17 protein-coding genes are annotated in these 18,012 nt (G+C 62.0%); 10 read left to right on the plus strand and 7 right to left on the minus strand.

Annotation, left to right across the window (positions count from 1 at the left end):
- Both XcyCFBP4188_RS05795 and XcyCFBP4188_RS05800 read left to right on the plus strand, forming a co-directional pair.
- A complete protein-coding gene (locus XcyCFBP4188_RS05795) occupies positions 1–927 on the plus strand; it encodes an MlaD family protein (RefSeq protein ID WP_006452289.1) in 927 nt (308 codons plus the stop codon).
- Positions 924–1,568, plus strand: a complete 645-nt coding sequence (locus XcyCFBP4188_RS05800; protein WP_006449065.1) for an ABC-type transport auxiliary lipoprotein family protein — start codon at positions 924–926, stop codon at positions 1,566–1,568. The genes XcyCFBP4188_RS05795 and XcyCFBP4188_RS05800 overlap by 4 nt, the downstream gene beginning before the upstream one ends.
- 727 nt (positions 1,569–2,295) lie before the next feature.
- On the opposite strand, the gene XcyCFBP4188_RS05810 is transcribed toward XcyCFBP4188_RS05800, so the two are convergent.
- Complete coding sequence (locus tag XcyCFBP4188_RS05810; protein ID WP_104591778.1) at positions 2,296–2,895, minus strand: alpha-ketoglutarate-dependent dioxygenase AlkB family protein; 600 nt, start codon at positions 2,893–2,895, stop codon at positions 2,296–2,298.
- A 126-nt stretch (positions 2,896–3,021) separates the two neighbouring features.
- On the opposite strand from XcyCFBP4188_RS05810, the gene XcyCFBP4188_RS05815 reads away from it, so the two are divergent.
- The 4 genes from XcyCFBP4188_RS05815 (at position 3,022) to XcyCFBP4188_RS22500 (ending at position 7,751) form a co-directional block, all read left to right on the plus strand.
- Positions 3,022–4,671 carry an electron transfer flavoprotein-ubiquinone oxidoreductase gene (locus XcyCFBP4188_RS05815; protein ID WP_006450373.1) on the plus strand — a complete coding sequence of 550 codons (1,650 nt, stop codon included), beginning with the start codon at positions 3,022–3,024 and terminating at the stop codon, positions 4,669–4,671.
- A 17-nt stretch (positions 4,672–4,688) separates the two neighbouring features.
- Positions 4,689–6,773, plus strand: coding sequence for a glycoside hydrolase family 99-like domain-containing protein (locus XcyCFBP4188_RS05820; protein ID WP_046932008.1), 2,085 nt, complete (start codon positions 4,689–4,691; stop codon positions 6,771–6,773).
- Positions 6,774–7,182: 409 nt separating this feature from the next.
- Positions 7,183–7,389: a hypothetical protein gene (locus XcyCFBP4188_RS22495; protein WP_139051552.1), complete on the plus strand. Its 207-nt coding sequence runs from the start codon at positions 7,183–7,185 to the stop codon at positions 7,387–7,389.
- A 17-nt stretch (positions 7,390–7,406) separates the two neighbouring features.
- Positions 7,407–7,751: a hypothetical protein gene (locus XcyCFBP4188_RS22500; protein ID WP_139051551.1), complete on the plus strand. Its 345-nt coding sequence runs from the start codon at positions 7,407–7,409 to the stop codon at positions 7,749–7,751.
- 188 nt (positions 7,752–7,939) lie between these two features.
- Here XcyCFBP4188_RS22500 and XcyCFBP4188_RS05830 read toward each other — a convergent pair whose 3' ends face one another.
- Positions 7,940–8,575, minus strand: coding sequence for a CoA transferase subunit B (locus XcyCFBP4188_RS05830; protein WP_006449673.1), 636 nt, complete (start codon positions 8,573–8,575; stop codon positions 7,940–7,942).
- Positions 8,575–9,306 carry a CoA transferase subunit A gene (locus tag XcyCFBP4188_RS05835; protein WP_043907939.1) on the minus strand — a complete coding sequence of 244 codons (732 nt, stop codon included), beginning with the start codon at positions 9,304–9,306 and terminating at the stop codon, positions 8,575–8,577. Before XcyCFBP4188_RS05835 ends, XcyCFBP4188_RS05830 begins: the two co-directional genes overlap by 1 nt.
- Positions 9,307–9,440: 134 nt before the next feature.
- On the opposite strand from XcyCFBP4188_RS05835, the gene XcyCFBP4188_RS05840 reads away from it, so the two are divergent.
- Both XcyCFBP4188_RS05840 and XcyCFBP4188_RS05845 read left to right on the plus strand, forming a co-directional pair.
- Positions 9,441–10,787 carry a phosphohexomutase domain-containing protein gene (locus XcyCFBP4188_RS05840; RefSeq protein WP_006449671.1) on the plus strand — a complete coding sequence of 449 codons (1,347 nt, stop codon included), beginning with the start codon at positions 9,441–9,443 and terminating at the stop codon, positions 10,785–10,787.
- A 45-nt stretch (positions 10,788–10,832) separates the two neighbouring features.
- Positions 10,833–12,236, plus strand: coding sequence for a mannose-1-phosphate guanylyltransferase/mannose-6-phosphate isomerase (locus XcyCFBP4188_RS05845; protein WP_006449670.1), 1,404 nt, complete (start codon positions 10,833–10,835; stop codon positions 12,234–12,236).
- Positions 12,237–12,357: 121 nt separating this feature from the next.
- Here the strand turns inward: XcyCFBP4188_RS05845 and rfbD are convergent, their stop codons facing one another.
- The 4 genes from rfbD to rfbB are packed head-to-tail and all read right to left on the minus strand — an operon-like array spanning position 12,358 to position 15,813.
- The gene (gene rfbD / locus XcyCFBP4188_RS05850; protein WP_006449669.1) at positions 12,358–13,266 is read right to left on the minus strand and encodes a dTDP-4-dehydrorhamnose reductase; all 909 of its coding nucleotides are present in this window, start codon (positions 13,264–13,266) and stop codon (positions 12,358–12,360) included.
- Entirely contained in the window at positions 13,263–13,820 is a 558-nt protein-coding gene (gene rfbC / locus XcyCFBP4188_RS05855) for a dTDP-4-dehydrorhamnose 3,5-epimerase (RefSeq protein ID WP_006449668.1), read from the minus strand. Before rfbC ends, rfbD begins: the two co-directional genes overlap by 4 nt.
- Entirely contained in the window at positions 13,817–14,704 is an 888-nt protein-coding gene (rfbA, locus tag XcyCFBP4188_RS05860; protein WP_006449667.1) for a glucose-1-phosphate thymidylyltransferase RfbA, read from the minus strand. The genes rfbC and rfbA overlap by 4 nt, the downstream gene beginning before the upstream one ends.
- Positions 14,705–14,757: 53 nt before the next feature.
- Entirely contained in the window at positions 14,758–15,813 is a 1,056-nt protein-coding gene (gene rfbB, locus XcyCFBP4188_RS05865; RefSeq protein ID WP_006449666.1) for a dTDP-glucose 4,6-dehydratase, read from the minus strand.
- 224 nt (positions 15,814–16,037) lie between these two features.
- Between rfbB and XcyCFBP4188_RS05870 the strand changes: the two genes are divergently transcribed.
- Both XcyCFBP4188_RS05870 and XcyCFBP4188_RS05875 read left to right on the plus strand, forming a co-directional pair.
- Positions 16,038–16,784 carry an electron transfer flavoprotein subunit beta/FixA family protein gene (locus XcyCFBP4188_RS05870; protein ID WP_104549286.1) on the plus strand — a complete coding sequence of 249 codons (747 nt, stop codon included), beginning with the start codon at positions 16,038–16,040 and terminating at the stop codon, positions 16,782–16,784.
- The gene (locus XcyCFBP4188_RS05875) at positions 16,784–17,728 is read left to right on the plus strand and encodes an electron transfer flavoprotein subunit alpha/FixB family protein (RefSeq protein WP_104591779.1); all 945 of its coding nucleotides are present in this window, start codon (positions 16,784–16,786) and stop codon (positions 17,726–17,728) included. Before XcyCFBP4188_RS05870 ends, XcyCFBP4188_RS05875 begins: the two co-directional genes overlap by 1 nt.
- The last annotated feature ends 284 nt before the right edge of the window (positions 17,729–18,012 follow it).

Below are 18,012 nucleotides of genomic sequence, written 5' to 3' on the forward strand. Positions count from 1 at the left end.
ATGGAAACCAAAGCCAATTACGTCCTGATCGGCGCCTTCACCATCGTGGCAGGCCTGGCCTTGCTGCTGTTCGGGCTGTGGGCGGCCAAATATTCCTCCGACCGCACCTGGCAGCAATACCGCGTGGTGTTTCGCGAGGCAGTGACCGGCCTGACGGTCGGCAGCCCGGTGCAATACAACGGCATCGCGGTCGGCTCGATCACCGAGCTGACGCTGGCGCCGAACGACCCGCGCCAGGTCGTGGCGCACGTGCGGGTGAACTCCACCACGCCGATCAAGAGCGATACGCGCGCCAAGCTGGCCATCACCAGCCTGACCGGCCCGTCGATCATCCAGCTCTCCGGCGGCACGCCCGAAGCACCTTCGCTGACCACCATCGACAAGAGCGACGCGCCGATCATCCAGACCACGCCGTCGGCATTGCAGAACATCACCGACACCGCCAACCGCATCGTCGAGCGCATGGACCAGATGCTCTCGGACAAGAACGTGGCCAGCATCACCGCCACCTTGCAGAACCTGGAAAAGATCAGCAGCGGCATCGCCGACCGCGACGAAGGCATGCAGGCGCTGATCGTCAGCGCACGCGATGCCGCACGCAATCTGGACACCACCCTGACCACCACCAACGGCACCATCAAGCGGCTGGACCAGAACCTGGTGCAGCAGTTGCCGGGCATCCTGGCCAAGCTCGATGCCACCCTGGTCAAGCTGGATTCGGCCGCCGGCAACGCCGACAACATCCTTGGCGAGAACCGCGCGGCCATCAATAGTTTCGCCAACGATGGCCTCGGCCAACTTGGGCCCACGCTGACCGAATTGCGCGGTCTGATCCGCGACCTGCGCCGGGTCAGCGACAAACTGGACAATAATCCTGCGCGCTACCTGCTCGGCCGCGACGCACCCAAGGAGTTCGAACCGAAATGACTGCCATGCGCCTGTTGCGTCCCTTGTTGTGCGTCTCGTTGCTGACGCTGGGCGGCTGCTCGCTGCTGACCGGCGGCGACCAGAAACCGGCCACGATCTATGCACCCACCGTGCGGATCACGCCGAACCCGTCCTGGCCGCAAGTCAGCTGGCAACTCTCGGTTGCCAAGCCTAGCGCCGCGCGCGTCATCGACAGCCCGCGCATCAACGTGCGCCCCACCCCGGGTGAATTGCAGGTCTATCACGGCGCAGGCTGGGCACAGCCGGCCACCGACATGCTGGAAGACAGCGTGGTGCGCGCGTTCGAAGACTCCGGCAAGATCGCGGCGGTCGCCCGCATCGGCACCGGCATCCGCTCCGACTACAAGCTGGTCATCGACCTGCGCCGCTTCGAGTCGGACTATGCGGGCCAATCGCTGCCCTCGGCCACCATCGAACTCAACGCCAAACTGCTGCACGCCGCCGATCAGCGCGTGGTGGCCTCGCGCACCTTCCTGGTTGCACGCCCGTCCACGGGTACCGACACCGCAACGGTTGCCGCAGCTTTCGAGCAGGCAATGACGCAGGTCACCACCGAGCTGGTGGGTTGGACGCTGATCACCGGTCAGCAGGATAGCCAGAACTTGCAGCGTTCGTTGTAAGCGCAAAGCGACAGAAGCTTTGCACGCGACCACCGACCAACTGTCTGGTGCGGTGTCCTCACCGCTTGCGGGACAGTGTGGCGGCATGGATGCCGCCACCGAGCCCCCAGGGACGGGTTCACGGCGTGTCCCGCGAGCGATGAGGGCACCGCGCTCTAGATTGACTAGGCTTGAAGATCGCTAAGCAACCGCAACACGCGAAATCTCAGCGTCTCGAATTGATTGGGCAGTGCTGATAAATCAATTGCAAAGCGGTTGATCTGCTCGCTGGCTGCAGGGCCCTTGCCCGCCCACCATCGCAGGACACGCTGCAAGTACGTCCTTGTAAGCTCTTACGCGGCATCCATGCCGCGTAAGGTCCCGCGACGGTGGGCGGGCAAGGACCAGTCGAGATGGTCGGTGTGCAAGGGTGCAAGCAATGCATAACGTGNTTGTGGCCCGCATCAGCAAGCTAATGCAACCAGCGAGATGGTCCGCCTTTCACAAAGCTACCGACCCACTTTCTGGTGCGCTGTCCTCACCGATTGCGGGACCGTGTGGCGGCATGGATGCCGCCACCGAGCCCCCATGGACGGGTTCACGGCGTGTCCCGCGAGCGGTGAGGGCACCTCGCCATCGACTCACTCAGCATTTGACCTGCACTTCTGAATGCATCCACAAAGTTGCGGACGACAAAACCACTGCACTCACCGCCAGCCGACCGCTCGCTACGTTTTGTTAGCCGCTCTTAATCACCGGGTACGCGCATCGCGATCTGACGAAAGGTAAGGTTGATCCGCTCCCCCACCGGGCGCGCAGTTCGCGGCAAGGCGTGTTTGTAATGGCGTTGGGTATCGCCGCCCATCAGCAGCAGATCGCCATGGCCCAGCTCCAGCGTCTGCTTCAACGCCGCATCGTCGCGATGCTTGAACGCAAACCGCCGCGTCGCGCCCAGGCTCACTGAGGCGATCAGCGGCTGCGCGCCCAGCTCCGGTTCGTCGTCGCTGTGCCAGCCCATCGCATCGTTGCCGCTGCGGTAGCGGTTGACCAGCACGCTGTTGAACGGATGCCCGGTTTCATCCTGCAGGCGCGTGCGCACTGGCTGCAGCGCCTCCAGCCACGGCTGCGGCGCAAACCGGGTGCCCGAATAGCGATAACTCGCCTCCGCATCGCCGATCCAACTGCTCAGTCGCGGCGAATCCACCATCCGCCCGAACATCCGGATGCGGTGCACTTCCCACCGCACATCCTGCAAGAGCGCCTGCATCAGCATATCGGCCTGCGCCGCCTGTAACCAGCCGCGACACCAGGCGATCTCCGCTTGCGGCAGTGCAACCCGAATCTTCATGCGGCAAACGCTAGCACGCACACGCTGAGAGGCACCGCGCAATCCGGATGAATCGATCCGATTTGCCGCCGTCACATCGAATCCCGGAAAATGCGCGTTAGCCATCGAGCCAACGGGAGCGGAGCAATGTCGGAAGCGGGAGTCGGCGCACATGCGTCAGAGACGGTCGAGCGCGACGTGATGGAGTACGACGTCGTCACCGTCGGCGCCGGTCCGGCCGGGTTGGCATTTGCGATCCGGCTCAAGCAGCTCGATCCGGCCATCAGCGTGTGCGTGATCGAAAAATCCAGCACCATCGGCGCGCATATCCTCTCCGGTGCGGTGATCGAACCGGGTCCGCTGGATGCCCTGCTGCCCGGCTGGCGCGACAACCCGCCGCCGATCTGCGTGGCCGCCACCGACGACGAATTCTGGTTTCTCGGCAAGGACAGTGCACGCAAGTTCCCGGTGGTGCCGCCGGGCATGCGCAACCACGGCAACTTCATCGTCAGCTTAGGGGCGATGTGCGCCTGGCTGGCGCCGCAGGCCGAAGCGCTGGGCGTGGAAATCTACCCAGGCTTTGCCGCCGCAGAAACCCTGCACGACGCCAACGACCAGGTCATCGGCGTGCGCATCGGCGACATGGGCGTGGCCAAGGATGGATCGCACAAGCCCGGCTACACCGCCGGCATCGACATCCGCGCCAAGGTCACCGTGCTGGCCGAAGGCGCCCGCGGGCATCTGACCAAGCGCCTGCTCAAACGCTTCGACCTCACGGCCGACGCCGACCCGCAGGGCTATTCGATCGGCATCAAGGAGCTATGGCAGGTGCCAGAGGGCCGTGTCAGCCCCGGCAAGATCGTGCACACGCTCGGCTGGCCGGCCGACAACCGCACCTACGGCGGCAGCTTCCTGTATCACCTGAACAACAACCAGATCGCGCTCGGCTACGTCAGCGGTCTGGACTACAGCGACCCCAAATACCAGCCGTGGGAAGCCTTCCAGCAATGGAAGAACCACGCGCTGATCAAGTCGTTGCTGGAAGGCGGCAGCATTCTGTCGGCTGGCGCGCGCGCGATCGTCACCGGCGGCTGGCAGTCGCTGCCGAAAGTGGACATGCCTGGGGCCTTGTTGATCGGCGATACCGCCGGCCTGCTCAACGTGCCCAAGATCAAGGGCACCCATCAGGCGATCCGCAGCGGCATGCTGGCCGCCGAACATCTGGTGCAATCGCAACTGTCCCCGCAAGGCTTCGACGCAAAACTGCGCGCCTCCGATGCGATGGCCGAGTTGAAAGAAGTGCGCAATATCAAGCCTGGTTTCAAGAAAGGCCTATGGTTCGGCCTGCTCAATGCGGCTTGGGAAACCGCGCTCAAGGGCGCCTCGCCCTGGACGCTGAAGAACAAGCCCGACTGGTCTGCGTTGCACAAGATCGGCGAGTACGAGCAACCCAAGCGCGACTACGGCACGCGCGAACTCGCACCACGTGACCGTCTGCAGGCGGTCTACTTTGCCGCCACCGAACACGACGAAGACCAACCCGTGCATCTGAAGGTGCTCGACACCGACATCTGCGCCACCCGCTGCGTGCAGGAGTACGACAACCCCTGCACGCGCTTCTGCCCGGCAAACGTCTACGAAATGGTCGCAGATACCAATAGCCCCTCCGGCAAACGCCTGCAGATCAACGCCGCCAACTGCGTGCACTGCAAGACCTGCGACATCAAGGACCCCTACGAGATCATCACCTGGGTCACACCGGAGGGTGGTTCCGGGCCGAACTACCAGAATCTGTGAGCACGGCCGGTCGCTCGATGCAGTCGCGTCTGCGCGCTCGATTGTTCGGGCTGATGCGTGCGGGGTTTCGCGCAATTCCCCTGAGCGAGGCAACGCGCGACCGGTGGCGCAGCTGGTTCCTGGACCGGCATGCGGACTGGGTGCCTGAACCCGCGCGGGGCCGCGCAAATCACGGTATCTCGCGGCGTCCGGCCGCGCGCAGCGACGAAGCGGCGATCGGCCATGTGTCTTATCGCCGGGCAGCACTGCCCGAAACGCTGCCTGCGCAACTAATCGCGTTCTATCTGCCGCAGTTCCATCCCATCCCCGAGAACGACGCATGGTGGGGAAAAGGCTTTACGGAGTGGCGCAACGTCACCCGTGCCCTTCCGCAGTTCGAGGGTCACCTGCAACCCAGGCTGCCAGCCGATCTGGGTTTCTACGATCTTCGCAATACCCAGACCATGCGCGACCAGGCGCGCCTGGCGCAGGAGTACGGACTCGGTGCCTTCTGCTTCTATTTCTACTGGTTTGCCGGCAAGACCTTGCTGGAAATGCCGATCACCCAGTGGCACGAGGACCCGTCGATCACCCTGCCATTCTGCCTGTGCTGGGCGAATGAGAAATGGGCGCGCCGCTGGGATGGCCGCGGCGACGACATCCTGATCGATCAGGCGCACGGTGCAGACGACGACCTTGCGTTCATCGCACACGTCGCGGCGTACATGCGCAATCCGAAATACCTGCGCGTGGACGGGCGACCGCTGCTGCTGGTGTACCGACCGCATCTGCTGCCCGAACCCGCACAGACCGCGGCACGCTGGCGCGGTTGGTGCCGCGTCAATGGCATCGGTGAGATCCATCTGGCCTATGTCCAGGGTTTCGAGCGCCCCGACCCGCGCGACATCGGGTTCGATGCGGCGGTCGAATTCCCACCGAACATGAGTACACCGCCGTCGGTCACCGCCAGGCAGCGCCTGGTGAATCCCGATTTCAACGGCGAAGCCCTGGATTGGCGGGAGCTTGCGAGCGATATGGAGCAACGTCCGCTGCGCGACTACACGCTGTATCCAGGCGTGAATCCTGGCTGGGACAACGAGCCGCGTCGCTCAGGCAAAGGACGCATCTATCTGCATGCATCCCCGCGCCGCTACCGCGACTGGCTGTCACGTACTGTCCAGCAGCGCCTCGCCAATGCGTTGCCTGCGCACCGCATGGTGTTCATCAACGCGTGGAACGAGTGGGCCGAAGGTGCGGTCCTCGAACCAGACGCTCGCCTGGGACATGCCTGGCTGGAGGCGACGCGAGAAGCACTCATCGGCCCTTCCAAGGTCGTATCCGAGTTGGCGCCGCACCGCGTATGCGTGGTGTTGCACGCCTGGTATCTCGACGTACTCGACGAAATGCTCGATGCCGTCGCCCACTGCGCAATATCACCGCGGCTGGTCATCACAACCGATCTGACCATGGTCGTGGAGGTCCGCCACCGTGTGCAACAACGCGGCATGCAGGCCGAGGTGGAAGGTTTCGAGAACCGCGGCCGCGACATCCTGCCCTTTCTGCACGTCGCCAACCGGTTGCTCGATGAAGGCGTCTGTTTGGTCGTGAAGTTGCACACCAAGAAGTCGACCCATCGCAGCGATGGAGACACATGGCGTCATGAAATGCTATCTGCGTTGCTTGCACCAGAACGGGCCGACGCAATCGTGAACGCATTTTCCTCCGACCCGCTCCTCGGCCTCGCGGCGCCCGATGGCCACCTCTTGCCGGTCGCGGACTTCATTGGCGGCAATACCGACGCACTGGATTATCTTGGCGCCCGCACCGGCACGGAGACGGCGATCGAACAAGGCATGTTCGCCTCCGGCAGCATGTTCTGGGCACGGCTGGAAGCGCTGCGCCCCCTGCTGGATGCGCACCTGCACCCAAGCGAGTTCGAAACCGAACAAGGCCAGATAGATGGCACGCTGGCGCACGCGATCGAACGCTTCATGGGTATCTCCGCTATCCAATCAGGCTATCGAATCGCCACGATCGGACAGGCGTTAGAAATTTCAACAGAAAATCATAAAACCCCTTACCGTTTTGCAAAAAAGTCGCCCCCCAATACATCCGCAAATTAAACATTTCCATAAAACCACCCAACATCTGAAATTATATAATAATATTGCGCCTTGCAGATAAGTGATGCGCCATGGAAGCAGATTGAGCGACTGACCCCAACGCATGTAGTTTCGGCACGGAAGCACTATGGGCGTAAGAAAGCATCGCCCATTGCATATCCCTGCACGGCTAGCGTTTCAAGTCATCATATATGTGTCTTTTGGAAACCCCTGCCAAAGCAGCTTTTTGGCAGCACCACCCTTTAAACAAAGCCCCCCTGTAAGGCCGTGGCCATCAACATAGCCTTCCCCTCGACCATCCCCGATCAGCAATTACCCACAAAACTATCAGATTTTCCTTACATAATTTACTGAACCACAGACAGACAATAGTTATTGCGAGATTAACTCGCGCAAGGAGAAATTAATTTTGAAAATCTTACTTGTTGCCGCTTTATTTGTCGCCAGCAATGGAATTGCCTCGTCTTCGAGAGCGGGAGAATACGGAAATTTATTGCCTCTTGGAGACGTCAGTAAATTGGAACTTGGCAGCGGCGCCCTGGCACTGCAGTTCCCAGAAGGGATGATTGCAAAGCCTCTTTACCGCTCCATCACGCTCGCGATAAAAATCATATGACGCACGGAGAGCTTCCAATGAATTGGGGGCAGCTCGGCTGGAAACTGGAAGGCGGCTTAGGAATCGGATCTCACACTTGGTTTCCTGGTTCGCACCAAGTCTTCTCATGCATTATGCGGAGCCGCGACACGGGTGAAAAATCAAAAATGTTCAGCTCTACCGATCCCAACTGCGAGGGTTGGTTCAAGCAAGACTTCGCCTATCACATTGCATTCTTGAATGATGTACAGGTACCCGGCACCGTACCGCTTTATCGCTGCTACTACAAACCGAATCTGGATCATTACGACACGCTCACCGACAACTGCGAAGGAGTTCCAGGCGCGGTACGCGAGGCAATTTTGGGATATGTTTATCTGTAATACTTATTTCATCCATACCTCTTAGCCTCAAGCACTTTCGGAGAGCTCCAAAACAGCTCTAATCGGGCAATGAGGTTATGCATGCCTGGATGTAGGAAGCCTTCATGACCTCATGAAAGGGCACTACATCCAGGCTTTGCAGCCATGGCGCCTGAAGGCTCTTTTTTTCAATTATCCGATGACCGTATTTAACTGGGCATCTCGAATGCAACACCTGTCTTGGCCCGAAGCTCTTCCAAATCGACCCCATCGGCCGCCTCCACCAACACCAACCCACCATCGGTGACATCGAACACTGCCAGGTCGGTGATGATGCGATCGACCACGCCCAGGCCGGTCAACGGCAAGTCGCACTCGGGCAGGATCTTGTGGCTGCCGTCCTTGGCCACGTGTTCCATCAGCACCACCACGCGCTTGACCCCGGCCACCAGGTCCATCGCGCCGCCCATGCCCTTGACCATCTTGCCGGGCACCATCCAGTTGGCCAGATCGCCACGCTCGGTGACCTGCATCGCACCGAGAATCGCCAGATCGATGTGCCCGCCGCGGATCATCGCGAACGAATCGTGGCTACCGAAATAACTGGCGCCGGCGCGCGCGGTGACGGTCTGCTTGCCGGCATTGATCAGGTCCGCATCCACTTCGTCTTCGGTGGGAAACGGGCCGATACCGAGCAGGCCATTCTCCGATTGCAGCCACACGTCCACGCCATCGGGAATGTGATTGGCCACCAGCGTCGGCAGGCCGATGCCCAGGTTGACGTAGGCACCATCGGTCAATTCGCGCGCCGCACGCGCGGCCATCTGATCTCTGGTCCAGGCCATCAGTGCTGTCCTTCGCGCACGGTGCGCTGTTCGATGCGTTTTTCCGGCGTGGCGTTGAGTACCAAACGGTCGACATAGATGCCGGGCAGATGCACATGGTCCGGGTCGATCGCGCCCAACGCCACGATTTCCTCGACCTCGGCGATGCAGACGCGACCAGCCATGGCGCAGGCGGGATTGAAATTGCGCGCGGTCTTGCGAAACACCAGATTGCCGGCCGTATCCGCACGCCATGCCTTGACCAAGGCCACATCGGCCTGCAGCGCGGTTTCCAGCACATAGTGCTTGCCGTTGAATTCGCCGGTTTCCTTGCCCTCAGCGACGATGGTGCCGTAGCCGGTTGCGGTGTAAAACGCAGGAATTCCTGCACCGCCCGCACGCAAGCGCTCGGCCAGCGTGCCTTGCGGGTTGAACTCCAGCTCCAGTTCACCGGCCAGATACTGGCGTTCGAACTCCTTGTTCTCGCCCACGTACGACGAAATCATCTTGCGGATTTGCCGGGTGGCCAATAATTGGCCAAGCCCAAATCCATCGACCCCGGCGTTGTTGGAAATCACGGTCAGCCCGCCGACTCCGCTTTCGCGCACTGCCGCGATCAGCGCTTCGGGGATTCCGCACAAGCCAAAGCCGCCCACCGCCAGGGTCTGGCCGTCGGCCAGCACCCCATCCAACGCCGCCCTAGCATCGGCGTAGCGTTTGCCGCTTGCCTTACCACGTCCACTATTGCGCATCACCGCCCTCGCCTCGCTGATGTGAAGCAGCCATTCTAGCCGCTGACTGTTCCCTGTCCCCGTTCGCAATTCCGCCACACCCAAGACACAGCGCAGCCGCTAAACTCGGGCATCCCCCACCCCAGGAATTGCCCATGACGCTACCCGCCTTCAAGGCCTACGATATTCGCGGCCGCGTGCCGGATGAACTCAACGAGGACTTGGCTCGCCGCATCGGCGTGGCGCTGGCGGCGCAGCTGGATCAAGGGCCGGTGGTCCTGGGCCATGACGTGCGCCTGGCCAGCCCCGGCTTGCAGGAAGCGCTCTCGGCCGGCCTGCGCGCCAGTGGCCGCGAGGTGATCGATATCGGCTTGTGCGGCACCGAAGAGGTCTATTTCCAGACCGATTACCTGAAGGCCGCCGGCGGCGTGATGGTCACTGCCAGCCATAACCCGATGGACTACAACGGCATGAAGCTGGTGCGCGAGCAGGCGCGACCGATCAGCTCCGACACCGGCCTGTTCGCCATCCGCGACACCGTCGCAGCCGACACCGCTGCACCCGGCGAGCCGACCGCAAGCGAACAGAGCCGCACCGACAAGACTGCCTACCTTGAGCATTTGCTCAGCTACGTGGACCGCAGCACGCTCAAGCCGCTCAAGCTGGTGGTCAACGCCGGCAACGGTGGCGCCGGTCTGATCGTCGATCTGCTCGCACCGCATCTGCCTTTCGAATTCGTGCGCGTCTTCCACGAACCCGATGGCAACTTCCCCAACGGCATTCCCAACCCGTTGCTGCCGGAAAACCGCGCTGCCACCGCCAAGGCGGTGCAGGAACACGGCGCCGATTTCGGTATTGCATGGGATGGCGACTTCGATCGTTGCTTCTTCTTCGACCACAGCGGCCGCTTCATCGAAGGCTATTACCTGGTCGGCCTGCTGGCGCAGGCAATCCTTGCAAAGCAGCCGGGCGGCAAGGTCGTGCACGACCCGCGCCTGACCTGGAACACCGTGGAGATGGTCGAAGACAGCGGCGGTATTCCGGTGCTGTGCAAGAGCGGGCATGCCTTCATCAAGGAAAAGATGCGCAGCGAAAATGCCGTGTATGGCGGTGAAATGAGCGCGCACCATTATTTCCGCGAGTTCGCCTACGCCGATTCCGGCATGATTCCGTGGCTGTTGATTGCCGAGCTGGTGTCGCAGTCCGGTCGTTCGCTGGCAGATCTGGTGGAAGCACGCATGCAGAAGTTCCCTTGCAGCGGCGAGATCAACTTCAAGGTGGACGATGCCAAGGCCGCGGTTGCGCGCGTGATGGAGCATTACGCGTCGCTGTCACCCGAGCTGGATTACACCGATGGCATCAGCGCGGACTTCGGCCAGTGGCGTTTCAACCTGCGTAGTTCCAACACCGAACCACTGCTGCGTCTGAACGTGGAAACCCGCGGCGATGCCGCACTGCTGGAAACGCGTACGCAGGAGATTTCCGATCTGCTACGCGGCTGATTTACCATCATCCCCCACTTTGACGCACTGGAGTTTCCCCCGCTCATGAGCGACGTCCTTCCGATTATTTTGTCCGGCGGTTCCGGCACGCGCCTTTGGCCGTTGTCGCGCGAATCGTACCCGAAGCAGTTCCTGCCGCTGGTCGGCGAGCACAGCATGCTGCAGGCCACCTGGCTGCGTTCGGCTCCGGTGGCCGCGCACGCGCCCATCGTGGTGGCCAACGAAGAACACCGCTTCATGGCGGCCGAGCAGCTGCAGCAGCTGGGCGTGAAACCTTCGGCCATTTTGCTTGAGCCCAAGGGCCGCAACACTGCCCCGGCAATTGCCGTCGCTGCATTGGAAGCCACCCGTAACGGTGGCGATCCGCTGTTGCTGGTGCTTCCTTCCGATCATGTCATTCGTGACGAGGCCGCCTTCCAGGCTGCCGTGACCGTCGCGGCAGCTGCCGCAGAACAGGGCAAGCTGGTCACCTTCGGCATCAAGCCGACCGCGCCTGAAACCGGCTATGGCTACATCAAGGCCGGTGCCGGTACCGGCGCCACCGCGGTCGAGCGCTTCGTCGAAAAGCCCGACCTGGCTACCGCGCAAGGCTATCTGGCCAGCGGCGAGTATTACTGGAACAGCGGCATGTTCCTGTTCCGTGCCTCGCGCTATCTGGAAGAACTGCGCAAATTCCATCCCGCCATCGCCGACGCGTGTCAGAAGGCGTGGGAAGGCGGCAAGCGTGATGCCGACTTCACCCGTCTGGACAAGGATGCGTTCGCCTCCAGCCCGTCGGATTCGATCGACTATGCGGTGATGGAAAAGACTGCCGATGCGGTCGTCGTGCCGCTGGATGCCGGCTGGAATGACGTTGGCTCATGGTCCTCGCTGCTGGACGTCTCCGAGCAGGATGGCCAGGGCAATGCGCATCATGGCGATGTCATCCAGCTCGATTGCAAGAACACCTATGCGTATGGCTCGCGCCTGATTGCCATGGTCGGTCTGGAGGACGTGGTTGTGGTGGAGACGCCAGACGCCGTTCTGGTCGGTCACCGCGATCGCATCCAGGAAGTGAAGGATGTGGTCGGCCGGATCAAGGCCGACGGTCGCTCCGAGGCGACCTGGCATCGCAAGGTCTATCGTCCGTGGGGTGCTTACGATTCGATCGACATGGGCCACCGTCACCAGGTCAAGCGCATCACCGTCAAGCCCGGTGCCGTGCTCAGTCTGCAGATGCATCACCACCGCGCCGAGCACTGGATCGTCGTCAGCGGCACCGCAGAAGTCACGCGTGGCGAAGAGGTGCTGCTGCTCACCGAGAACCAGAGTACTTATATTCCGCTTGGCGTGACCCATCGCCTGCGCAATCCAGGCAAATTGCCGCTGGAACTGATCGAAGTGCAGTCCGGCAGCTATCTGGGCGAAGACGACATCGTGCGTTTCGAAGATACCTACGGGCGCACCTGATCGGTCGCTTGCAGGTTTCTGCAACACATAAGCAAACAGCCGGGGATTCCCGGCTGTTTGTTTTTGCGGCTTTCATTTCGTCGGCAGGTAGCGTGATTGCCACCGATCTGAGCCGCGACTTCTACCGTCTGGCAGCGGCGATTTCGGCAATCACGCGCTGCAGGCCAAGCTGCCAGTCCGGCAACACGATGTCGAATTCGCGCTGCAGTTTTTCGATCGACAACCGCGAATACGCCGGCCGCTTCGCAGGCGTCGGGTAGTCGGCGGTGGTGATCGGCACCACGCGCGGTGCACGCGGCAGCAGACCTGCGCTCACGGCTTCTTCGAAGATCGCCTCGGCAAAGCCATGCCAGCTGGTTTGCCCGGCAGCCGTGAGGTGCCATGTGCCCGAGGTGTCGGGTGTGCGTTGGCGCAGCAACTGCGCGGTGACATCGGCGATCAATGCCGCCGGCGTCGGCGTTCCGATCTGATCGGCCACCACGCGCAGCTCATCGCGCTCGGCGCCGACACGCAACATCGTGCGCAGGAAATTGGCGCCATGCGAGGCGTACACCCAGGCCGTGCGTAGGATCAGATGCTGCGCACCGGAGGCGCGGATGGCGTCCTCGCCAGCAAGCTTGGTTCCGCCATACACGCCTAGCGGCGAGGTCTGCGCATCCTCCAGATACGGCTCGGTGCCCTGACCGTCGAAGACGTAGTCGGTCGAATAGTGCACCAGTGGCACTTCATGGGCAGCACACCATGCCGCAATCACGCCAGGCGATAGCGCATTCGCCCGCATGGCGCTATCGGGATCCTGCTCGGCGCGATCTACTGCTGTATAGGCTGCAGCGTTGACCACCCGCGACGGGGCAATCCAGTCCAGCAAGGCTGGCAAAGCTTCCGGTGCGTCGAAGTCCGCCGTCTCGCACGCGCTGCCATCAGGCAACCGGCCACTGCGTGTCGTTGCCTGCACCGCGCCATCGGCCTCCAGTGCACGCAGCAGTTCCGTCCCGACCTGCCCGTTTGCCCCGAAGACCAACGTGGTCACGGCGTATACACCGGCAAGCGATCTACTGGCACTTCGCTCAGGAACGGTGCGCTGGCATCCTTGGCGGACAGCAATGGATCGCTGATCGGCCAATCGATCCCGATCTCCGCGTCGTTCCAGCGCACGCCAGCATCAGCCTCCCTGACGTACACGTCGGTGCACAGATAGCTGAACAATGCTTTCTCCGAAAGCACCGCGAAGCCGTGCGCAAAGCCTTCAGGTATCCAGACTTGGCGTCGGTTTTCTGCACTCAGCAAGACTGCGGTCCAGTGCCCGAAGTGAGGAGATCCACTGCGGATGTCTACTGCAACGTCGTAGACCTCGCCTTCAAGCACGCTCACCAATTTGCCCTGCGGGCGAGGCCACTGATAGTGCAGACCGCGCAGTACGCCCCTGGCGGATGTGGAGACGTTACTTTGCACAAAATTTGTCGGTAGGCCGTGCTGTCCGAAACGCTCCGCATTCCATGTTTCGAAAAAATAACCGCGCTCATCGCCAAACACTGCAGGCTCGATGACGACGCAGCCGGGCAACGTCGTTTCGATCACTTTCAAGGGACAACCCCGCGCTTGGCTAATGCATTCAAATATTTTCCGTAATCGTTTTTCAGCAGTGGCGCGGCCAGGCGCTCCAGCTGCGCAGCATCGATCCAGCCCTTCCCAAATGCGATTTCCTCCGGGCAGCACACCTGCAGACCCTGACGCATCTGAATGGTCTCGATGAAATTGGCCGCTTCGTGCAAAGACTGATGCGTACCGGTATCCAGCCACGCATAACCGCGACCCAGCGGCTCCAGATGCAAGTCGCCAGCATCGAGATAGCAACGATTGAGATCGGTGATCTCCAGCTCGCCGCGCGGCGACGGCTTCAAGGCAGCCGCATAGTCGCTGGCCTTGCCATCATAGAAATACAAGCCGGTCACCGCGTAGTTGGAGCGTGGCTTTTCCGGCTTTTCGGCAATGTCGATGACCTTGCCCTGTTGATCGAACTCGGCAACACCGTAGCGCTCCGGATCGTTGACCCAATAGCCGAACACCGTTGCGCCCTGCTCGCGCGCATCCGCGCGGCGCAAGGTCTCGGTCAGACCATGACCATGGAAAATATTGTCGCCCAGCACCAGGCAACTCGGCTTGCCGTCGACGAAGTCGCGTCCGATCAGATAGGCCTGTGCCAACCCGTCCGGGCTGGGTTGCACCGCGTACTGGATATTGACGCCCCACTGCGAGCCATCGCCCAACAGCGACTGAAACAGCGCCTGCTCATGCGGCGTGTTGATGATCAGAATGTCCCGAATGCCCGCAAGCATCAGCACACTCAGCGGGTAGTAAATCATCGGCTTGTCGTACACCGGCAACAGCTGCTTGCTGACGCCCTTGGTGATCGGATACAGACGCGTGCCTGACCCGCCCGCCAAAATGATGCCTTTACGTTGTGTCATGAGGTGCTCCTGTTGAGGCCCGCGCGCGCGCAGGCTCTTGCAAGGGACGCGCGTTATGCCGCGGCGCCGATCCGTTCCAGACGATAACTGCCATCCAGCACGCCCTGCACCCACGCCTGGTTGGTCAGGTACCACTCCACCGTCTGCGCGATGCCTTGCTCGAAGGTATACGCCGGCTCCCAGCCCAACTCGTCCTTCAACTTTGAGGCATCGATCGCGTAACGGCGATCGTGTCCGGGACGGTCGGTGACATAGGTGATCTGGCTGGCGCGCGGCTTGCCGTCTTCGCGCGGACGATGCTGATCCAACAGCGCGCAGATTGCCTGCACGACTTCGATATTCTGGCGCTCGGAATTGCCGCCCACGTTGTAGGTCTCGCCGACCCGGCCCTTGGCCAGCACGGTGCGGATCGCTTCGCAATGATCGCTGACGAACAGCCAGTCGCGCACCTGCTTGCCGTCTCCGTACACCGGTAGCGGCTCGCCGGCCAGCGCCTTGGCAATGACCAATGGAATGAGTTTTTCGGGGAAGTGGTACGGACCGTAGTTGTTCGAGCAGTTGGTGGTCAGCACCGGCAGCCCGTAGGTGTGGTGGAACGCGCGTACCAGGTGATCCGACGCTGCTTTGGAGGCCGAGTACGGCGAGTTCGGGGCGTAGGGCGTGGTTTCGGTGAACTTGCCGGTCTCACCCAGCGTGCCATAGACCTCGTCGGTGGACACATGCAGGAAGCGGAACGCATCACGGCGCGTGTCCGGCAACGCTTTCCAATAGTCGCGCACTGCCTCGAGCAGGGCCAAAGTGCCGACCACGTTGGTCTGGACGAAGGCGCCAGGGCCTTCGATCGAACGATCGACATGGCTTTCGGCCGCGAAGTTCAGCACCGCGTCCGGCTGATGTTCCTGCAGCAGGCGAGTCACGAGCGCGCCGTCGCCGATGTCGCCCTTGACGAAGACATGGTCGGCATTGCCTTCCAGCGACGCCAGCGTGTTCAGATTGCCCGCATAAGTGAGCGCGTCGAGATTGACCACGCGGATCCCGCGAGAGACCGCCTCCAGAACAAAATTTCCGCCGATGAAGCCGGCCCCGCCGGTTACTAGCCAAGTCGCCACTGTCTACCCCTCCTGGTCGCGCGCACCCGCGCTGCATTTTCAAACCACACAGGATATATGGTCCGGGCCGAGCTTAAGCATCGCCCACATCGCTGTGTCCGACTGCCGCAGCGCAGCATCCATACGCCATCGCATGGTGCGCCCTCCCCGGTTAGAATGGCAGCACTCCCGAGCCTGCCGCCGCGGCCGGGCCTTCCCGCAACAGCTGAAGGATCTCGTACACGATGAAAATCCTCGTCGCCTACAAGCGCGTGGTGGACTACAACGTCCGCATTCAGGTCAAGCCGGATGGCTCCGGTGTGGTGACCGACGGCGTCAAGCTCTCGCCGAACCCGTTCGACGAAATCGCCCTGGAAGAGGCGTTGCGCCTGCGCGATGCCGGCATCGCCACCGAGGTGGTAGTCGCCACCCTGGCGCCGGCCGATGCGGCCGCGCATCTGCGCAACGGCCTGGCCATGGGCGCCAACCGCGCCATCCACGTGGTGACCGACTCCGCCATCCAGCCGCTGACCGCTGCACGTACCCTGCTCAAGCTGGTCGAGAAGGAACAGCCGGACCTGGTCATCCTAGGCAAGCAGGCGATCGACGACGACGCCAACCAGACCGGCCAGATGCTCGCCACGTTGTGGGGCCGTCCGCAGGCGACCTTCGCCGGCAAGCTGGTCGTGGCCGATGGCAAGGCCACCGTGACCCGTGAGGTCGATGCCGGCCTGGAAACGCTGGAAGTGGACCTGCCGGCGGTGATTACCACCGACCTGCGCCTGAATGAGCCGCGCTTCATCAAGCTGCCGGACATCATGAAGGCCAAGAGCAAGCCGCTGGAAACGCTGGCCTTTGCCGACCTGGGCGTCGATGCGCACGACAGCCTCAGCACCACCCACTACGCCGCGCCGTCCAAGCGCAGCCGTGGCGTGATGGTCAAGGACGCCGCCGAACTGGTGGCCGCACTCAAGCAAAAGGGGTTGTTGTAATGGCCAAGATCCTCGTCGTCGCAGAACATCTCAACGGCCAGCTCAATGCGGCCACCGCCAAGACCCTCAGCGCCGCGCTGGCGGTGTCGGCCGAGTCCATCGACATTGTTGTGCTGGCGGCCGATCCGGCTGCGGTTGCCACCCAGGCCGCGCAGTTGGCAGGCGTCGCACGCGTACTGACGGTGACAAACGCCGCCAACGAACACGCCGTCGCCCAGGTGCTTGGGCCGCAGATCGCACAGCTCGCCGGCCAGGGCTACAGCCATGTGTTCGGCCCCTCCACGACCTTCGGTAAGGATCTGATGCCGGTGGTGGCCGCGCTGCTGGGCGTGAACCAGATCTCCGACCTGATGTCGGTCGAGGATGCCTATACCTTCAAGCGCCCGATCTACGCCGGCAACGCGATCATCACCGTGAAAGCGCCGACTGACCAGATCGTGATTGCAACCGTGCGCAGCGCTTCGTGGCCGGAAGCGGCAGCCGGCGGCAGTGCGACGGTCGAGGCAGTCACCGTTGATGCCGCGCTGCCGACCCACACCCGCTTCGTCGGCCTGGCCGCAGGCAGCTCCGACCGCCCGGACCTGCAGAGCGCCAAGCGCGTGGTCTCCGGCGGCCGCGGCGTTGGCTCGGCCGAGAATTTCCAGCACATCTACAGTTTGGCCGACAAACTCGGCGCCGCCGTGGGCGCCTCGCGCGCTGCCGTGGACGCTGGCTACGTGCCCAATGAGCTGCAGGTCGGCCAGACCGGCAAGATCATCGCGCCCGAACTCTACGTGGCGATCGGCATCAGCGGCGCGATCCAGCATCTGACCGGCATCAAGGACGCAGGGACGATCGTGGCGATCAACAAGGACCCGGAGTCGCCGATCTTCGAGATTGCCGATATCGGCCTGGTGGGGGATTTGTTCTCGCTGCTTCCGCAGCTGGAACAAGCGCTGAACTGAGCCGGGCAAGCACCCGCGTACTCTTCCGGACTACGCGGTTTTCTTGAAGGATCCAGATGCGGTCGAGCGGCAGTGGCGCACAAATGATCCGTCGTGGCAGAACGTATCGCTATAATTTCAGACCAATCTACAATGACTCCTTTGATTTCATCCCTGTGCCTCTAACCGCTTTGTGGAGAAGCCGGATCTGGCGGCAGCTGAGGCCTGCATCGCTTCGGGAGAGTACTTTTTAACAGCGGCGTACTTTCGTTCATGGGCATTGCGCTAACCGCAGCTTGAAGAAC

It is taken from the genome of Xanthomonas hortorum pv. cynarae (genome assembly GCF_002939985.1).
Lineage (GTDB): Bacteria > Pseudomonadota > Gammaproteobacteria > Xanthomonadales > Xanthomonadaceae > Xanthomonas > Xanthomonas hortorum_D.

Coding starts and splice junctions, on each gene's coding strand:
- XcyCFBP4188_RS05795 (WP_006452289.1), top strand. CDS start 1: ATGGAAACCAAAGCCAATTACGTCCTGATCGGCGCCTTCACCATCGTG.
- XcyCFBP4188_RS05800 (WP_006449065.1), top strand. CDS start 924: ATGACTGCCATGCGCCTGTTGCGTCCCTTGTTGTGCGTCTCGTTGCTG.
- XcyCFBP4188_RS05810 (WP_104591778.1), bottom strand. CDS start 2,895: ATGAAGATTCGGGTTGCACTGCCGCAAGCGGAGATCGCCTGGTGTCGC.
- XcyCFBP4188_RS05815 (WP_006450373.1), top strand. CDS start 3,022: ATGTCGGAAGCGGGAGTCGGCGCACATGCGTCAGAGACGGTCGAGCGC.
- XcyCFBP4188_RS05820 (WP_046932008.1), top strand. CDS start 4,689: ATGCAGTCGCGTCTGCGCGCTCGATTGTTCGGGCTGATGCGTGCGGGG.
- XcyCFBP4188_RS22500 (WP_139051551.1), top strand. CDS start 7,407: ATGAATTGGGGGCAGCTCGGCTGGAAACTGGAAGGCGGCTTAGGAATC.
- XcyCFBP4188_RS05830 (WP_006449673.1), bottom strand. CDS start 8,575: ATGGCCTGGACCAGAGATCAGATGGCCGCGCGTGCGGCGCGCGAATTG.
- XcyCFBP4188_RS05835 (WP_043907939.1), bottom strand. CDS start 9,306: ATGCGCAATAGTGGACGTGGTAAGGCAAGCGGCAAACGCTACGCCGAT.
- XcyCFBP4188_RS05840 (WP_006449671.1), top strand. CDS start 9,441: ATGACGCTACCCGCCTTCAAGGCCTACGATATTCGCGGCCGCGTGCCG.
- XcyCFBP4188_RS05845 (WP_006449670.1), top strand. CDS start 10,833: ATGAGCGACGTCCTTCCGATTATTTTGTCCGGCGGTTCCGGCACGCGC.
- rfbA (WP_006449667.1), bottom strand. CDS start 14,704: ATGACACAACGTAAAGGCATCATTTTGGCGGGCGGGTCAGGCACGCGT.
- XcyCFBP4188_RS05870 (WP_104549286.1), top strand. CDS start 16,038: ATGAAAATCCTCGTCGCCTACAAGCGCGTGGTGGACTACAACGTCCGC.
- XcyCFBP4188_RS05875 (WP_104591779.1), top strand. CDS start 16,784: ATGGCCAAGATCCTCGTCGTCGCAGAACATCTCAACGGCCAGCTCAAT.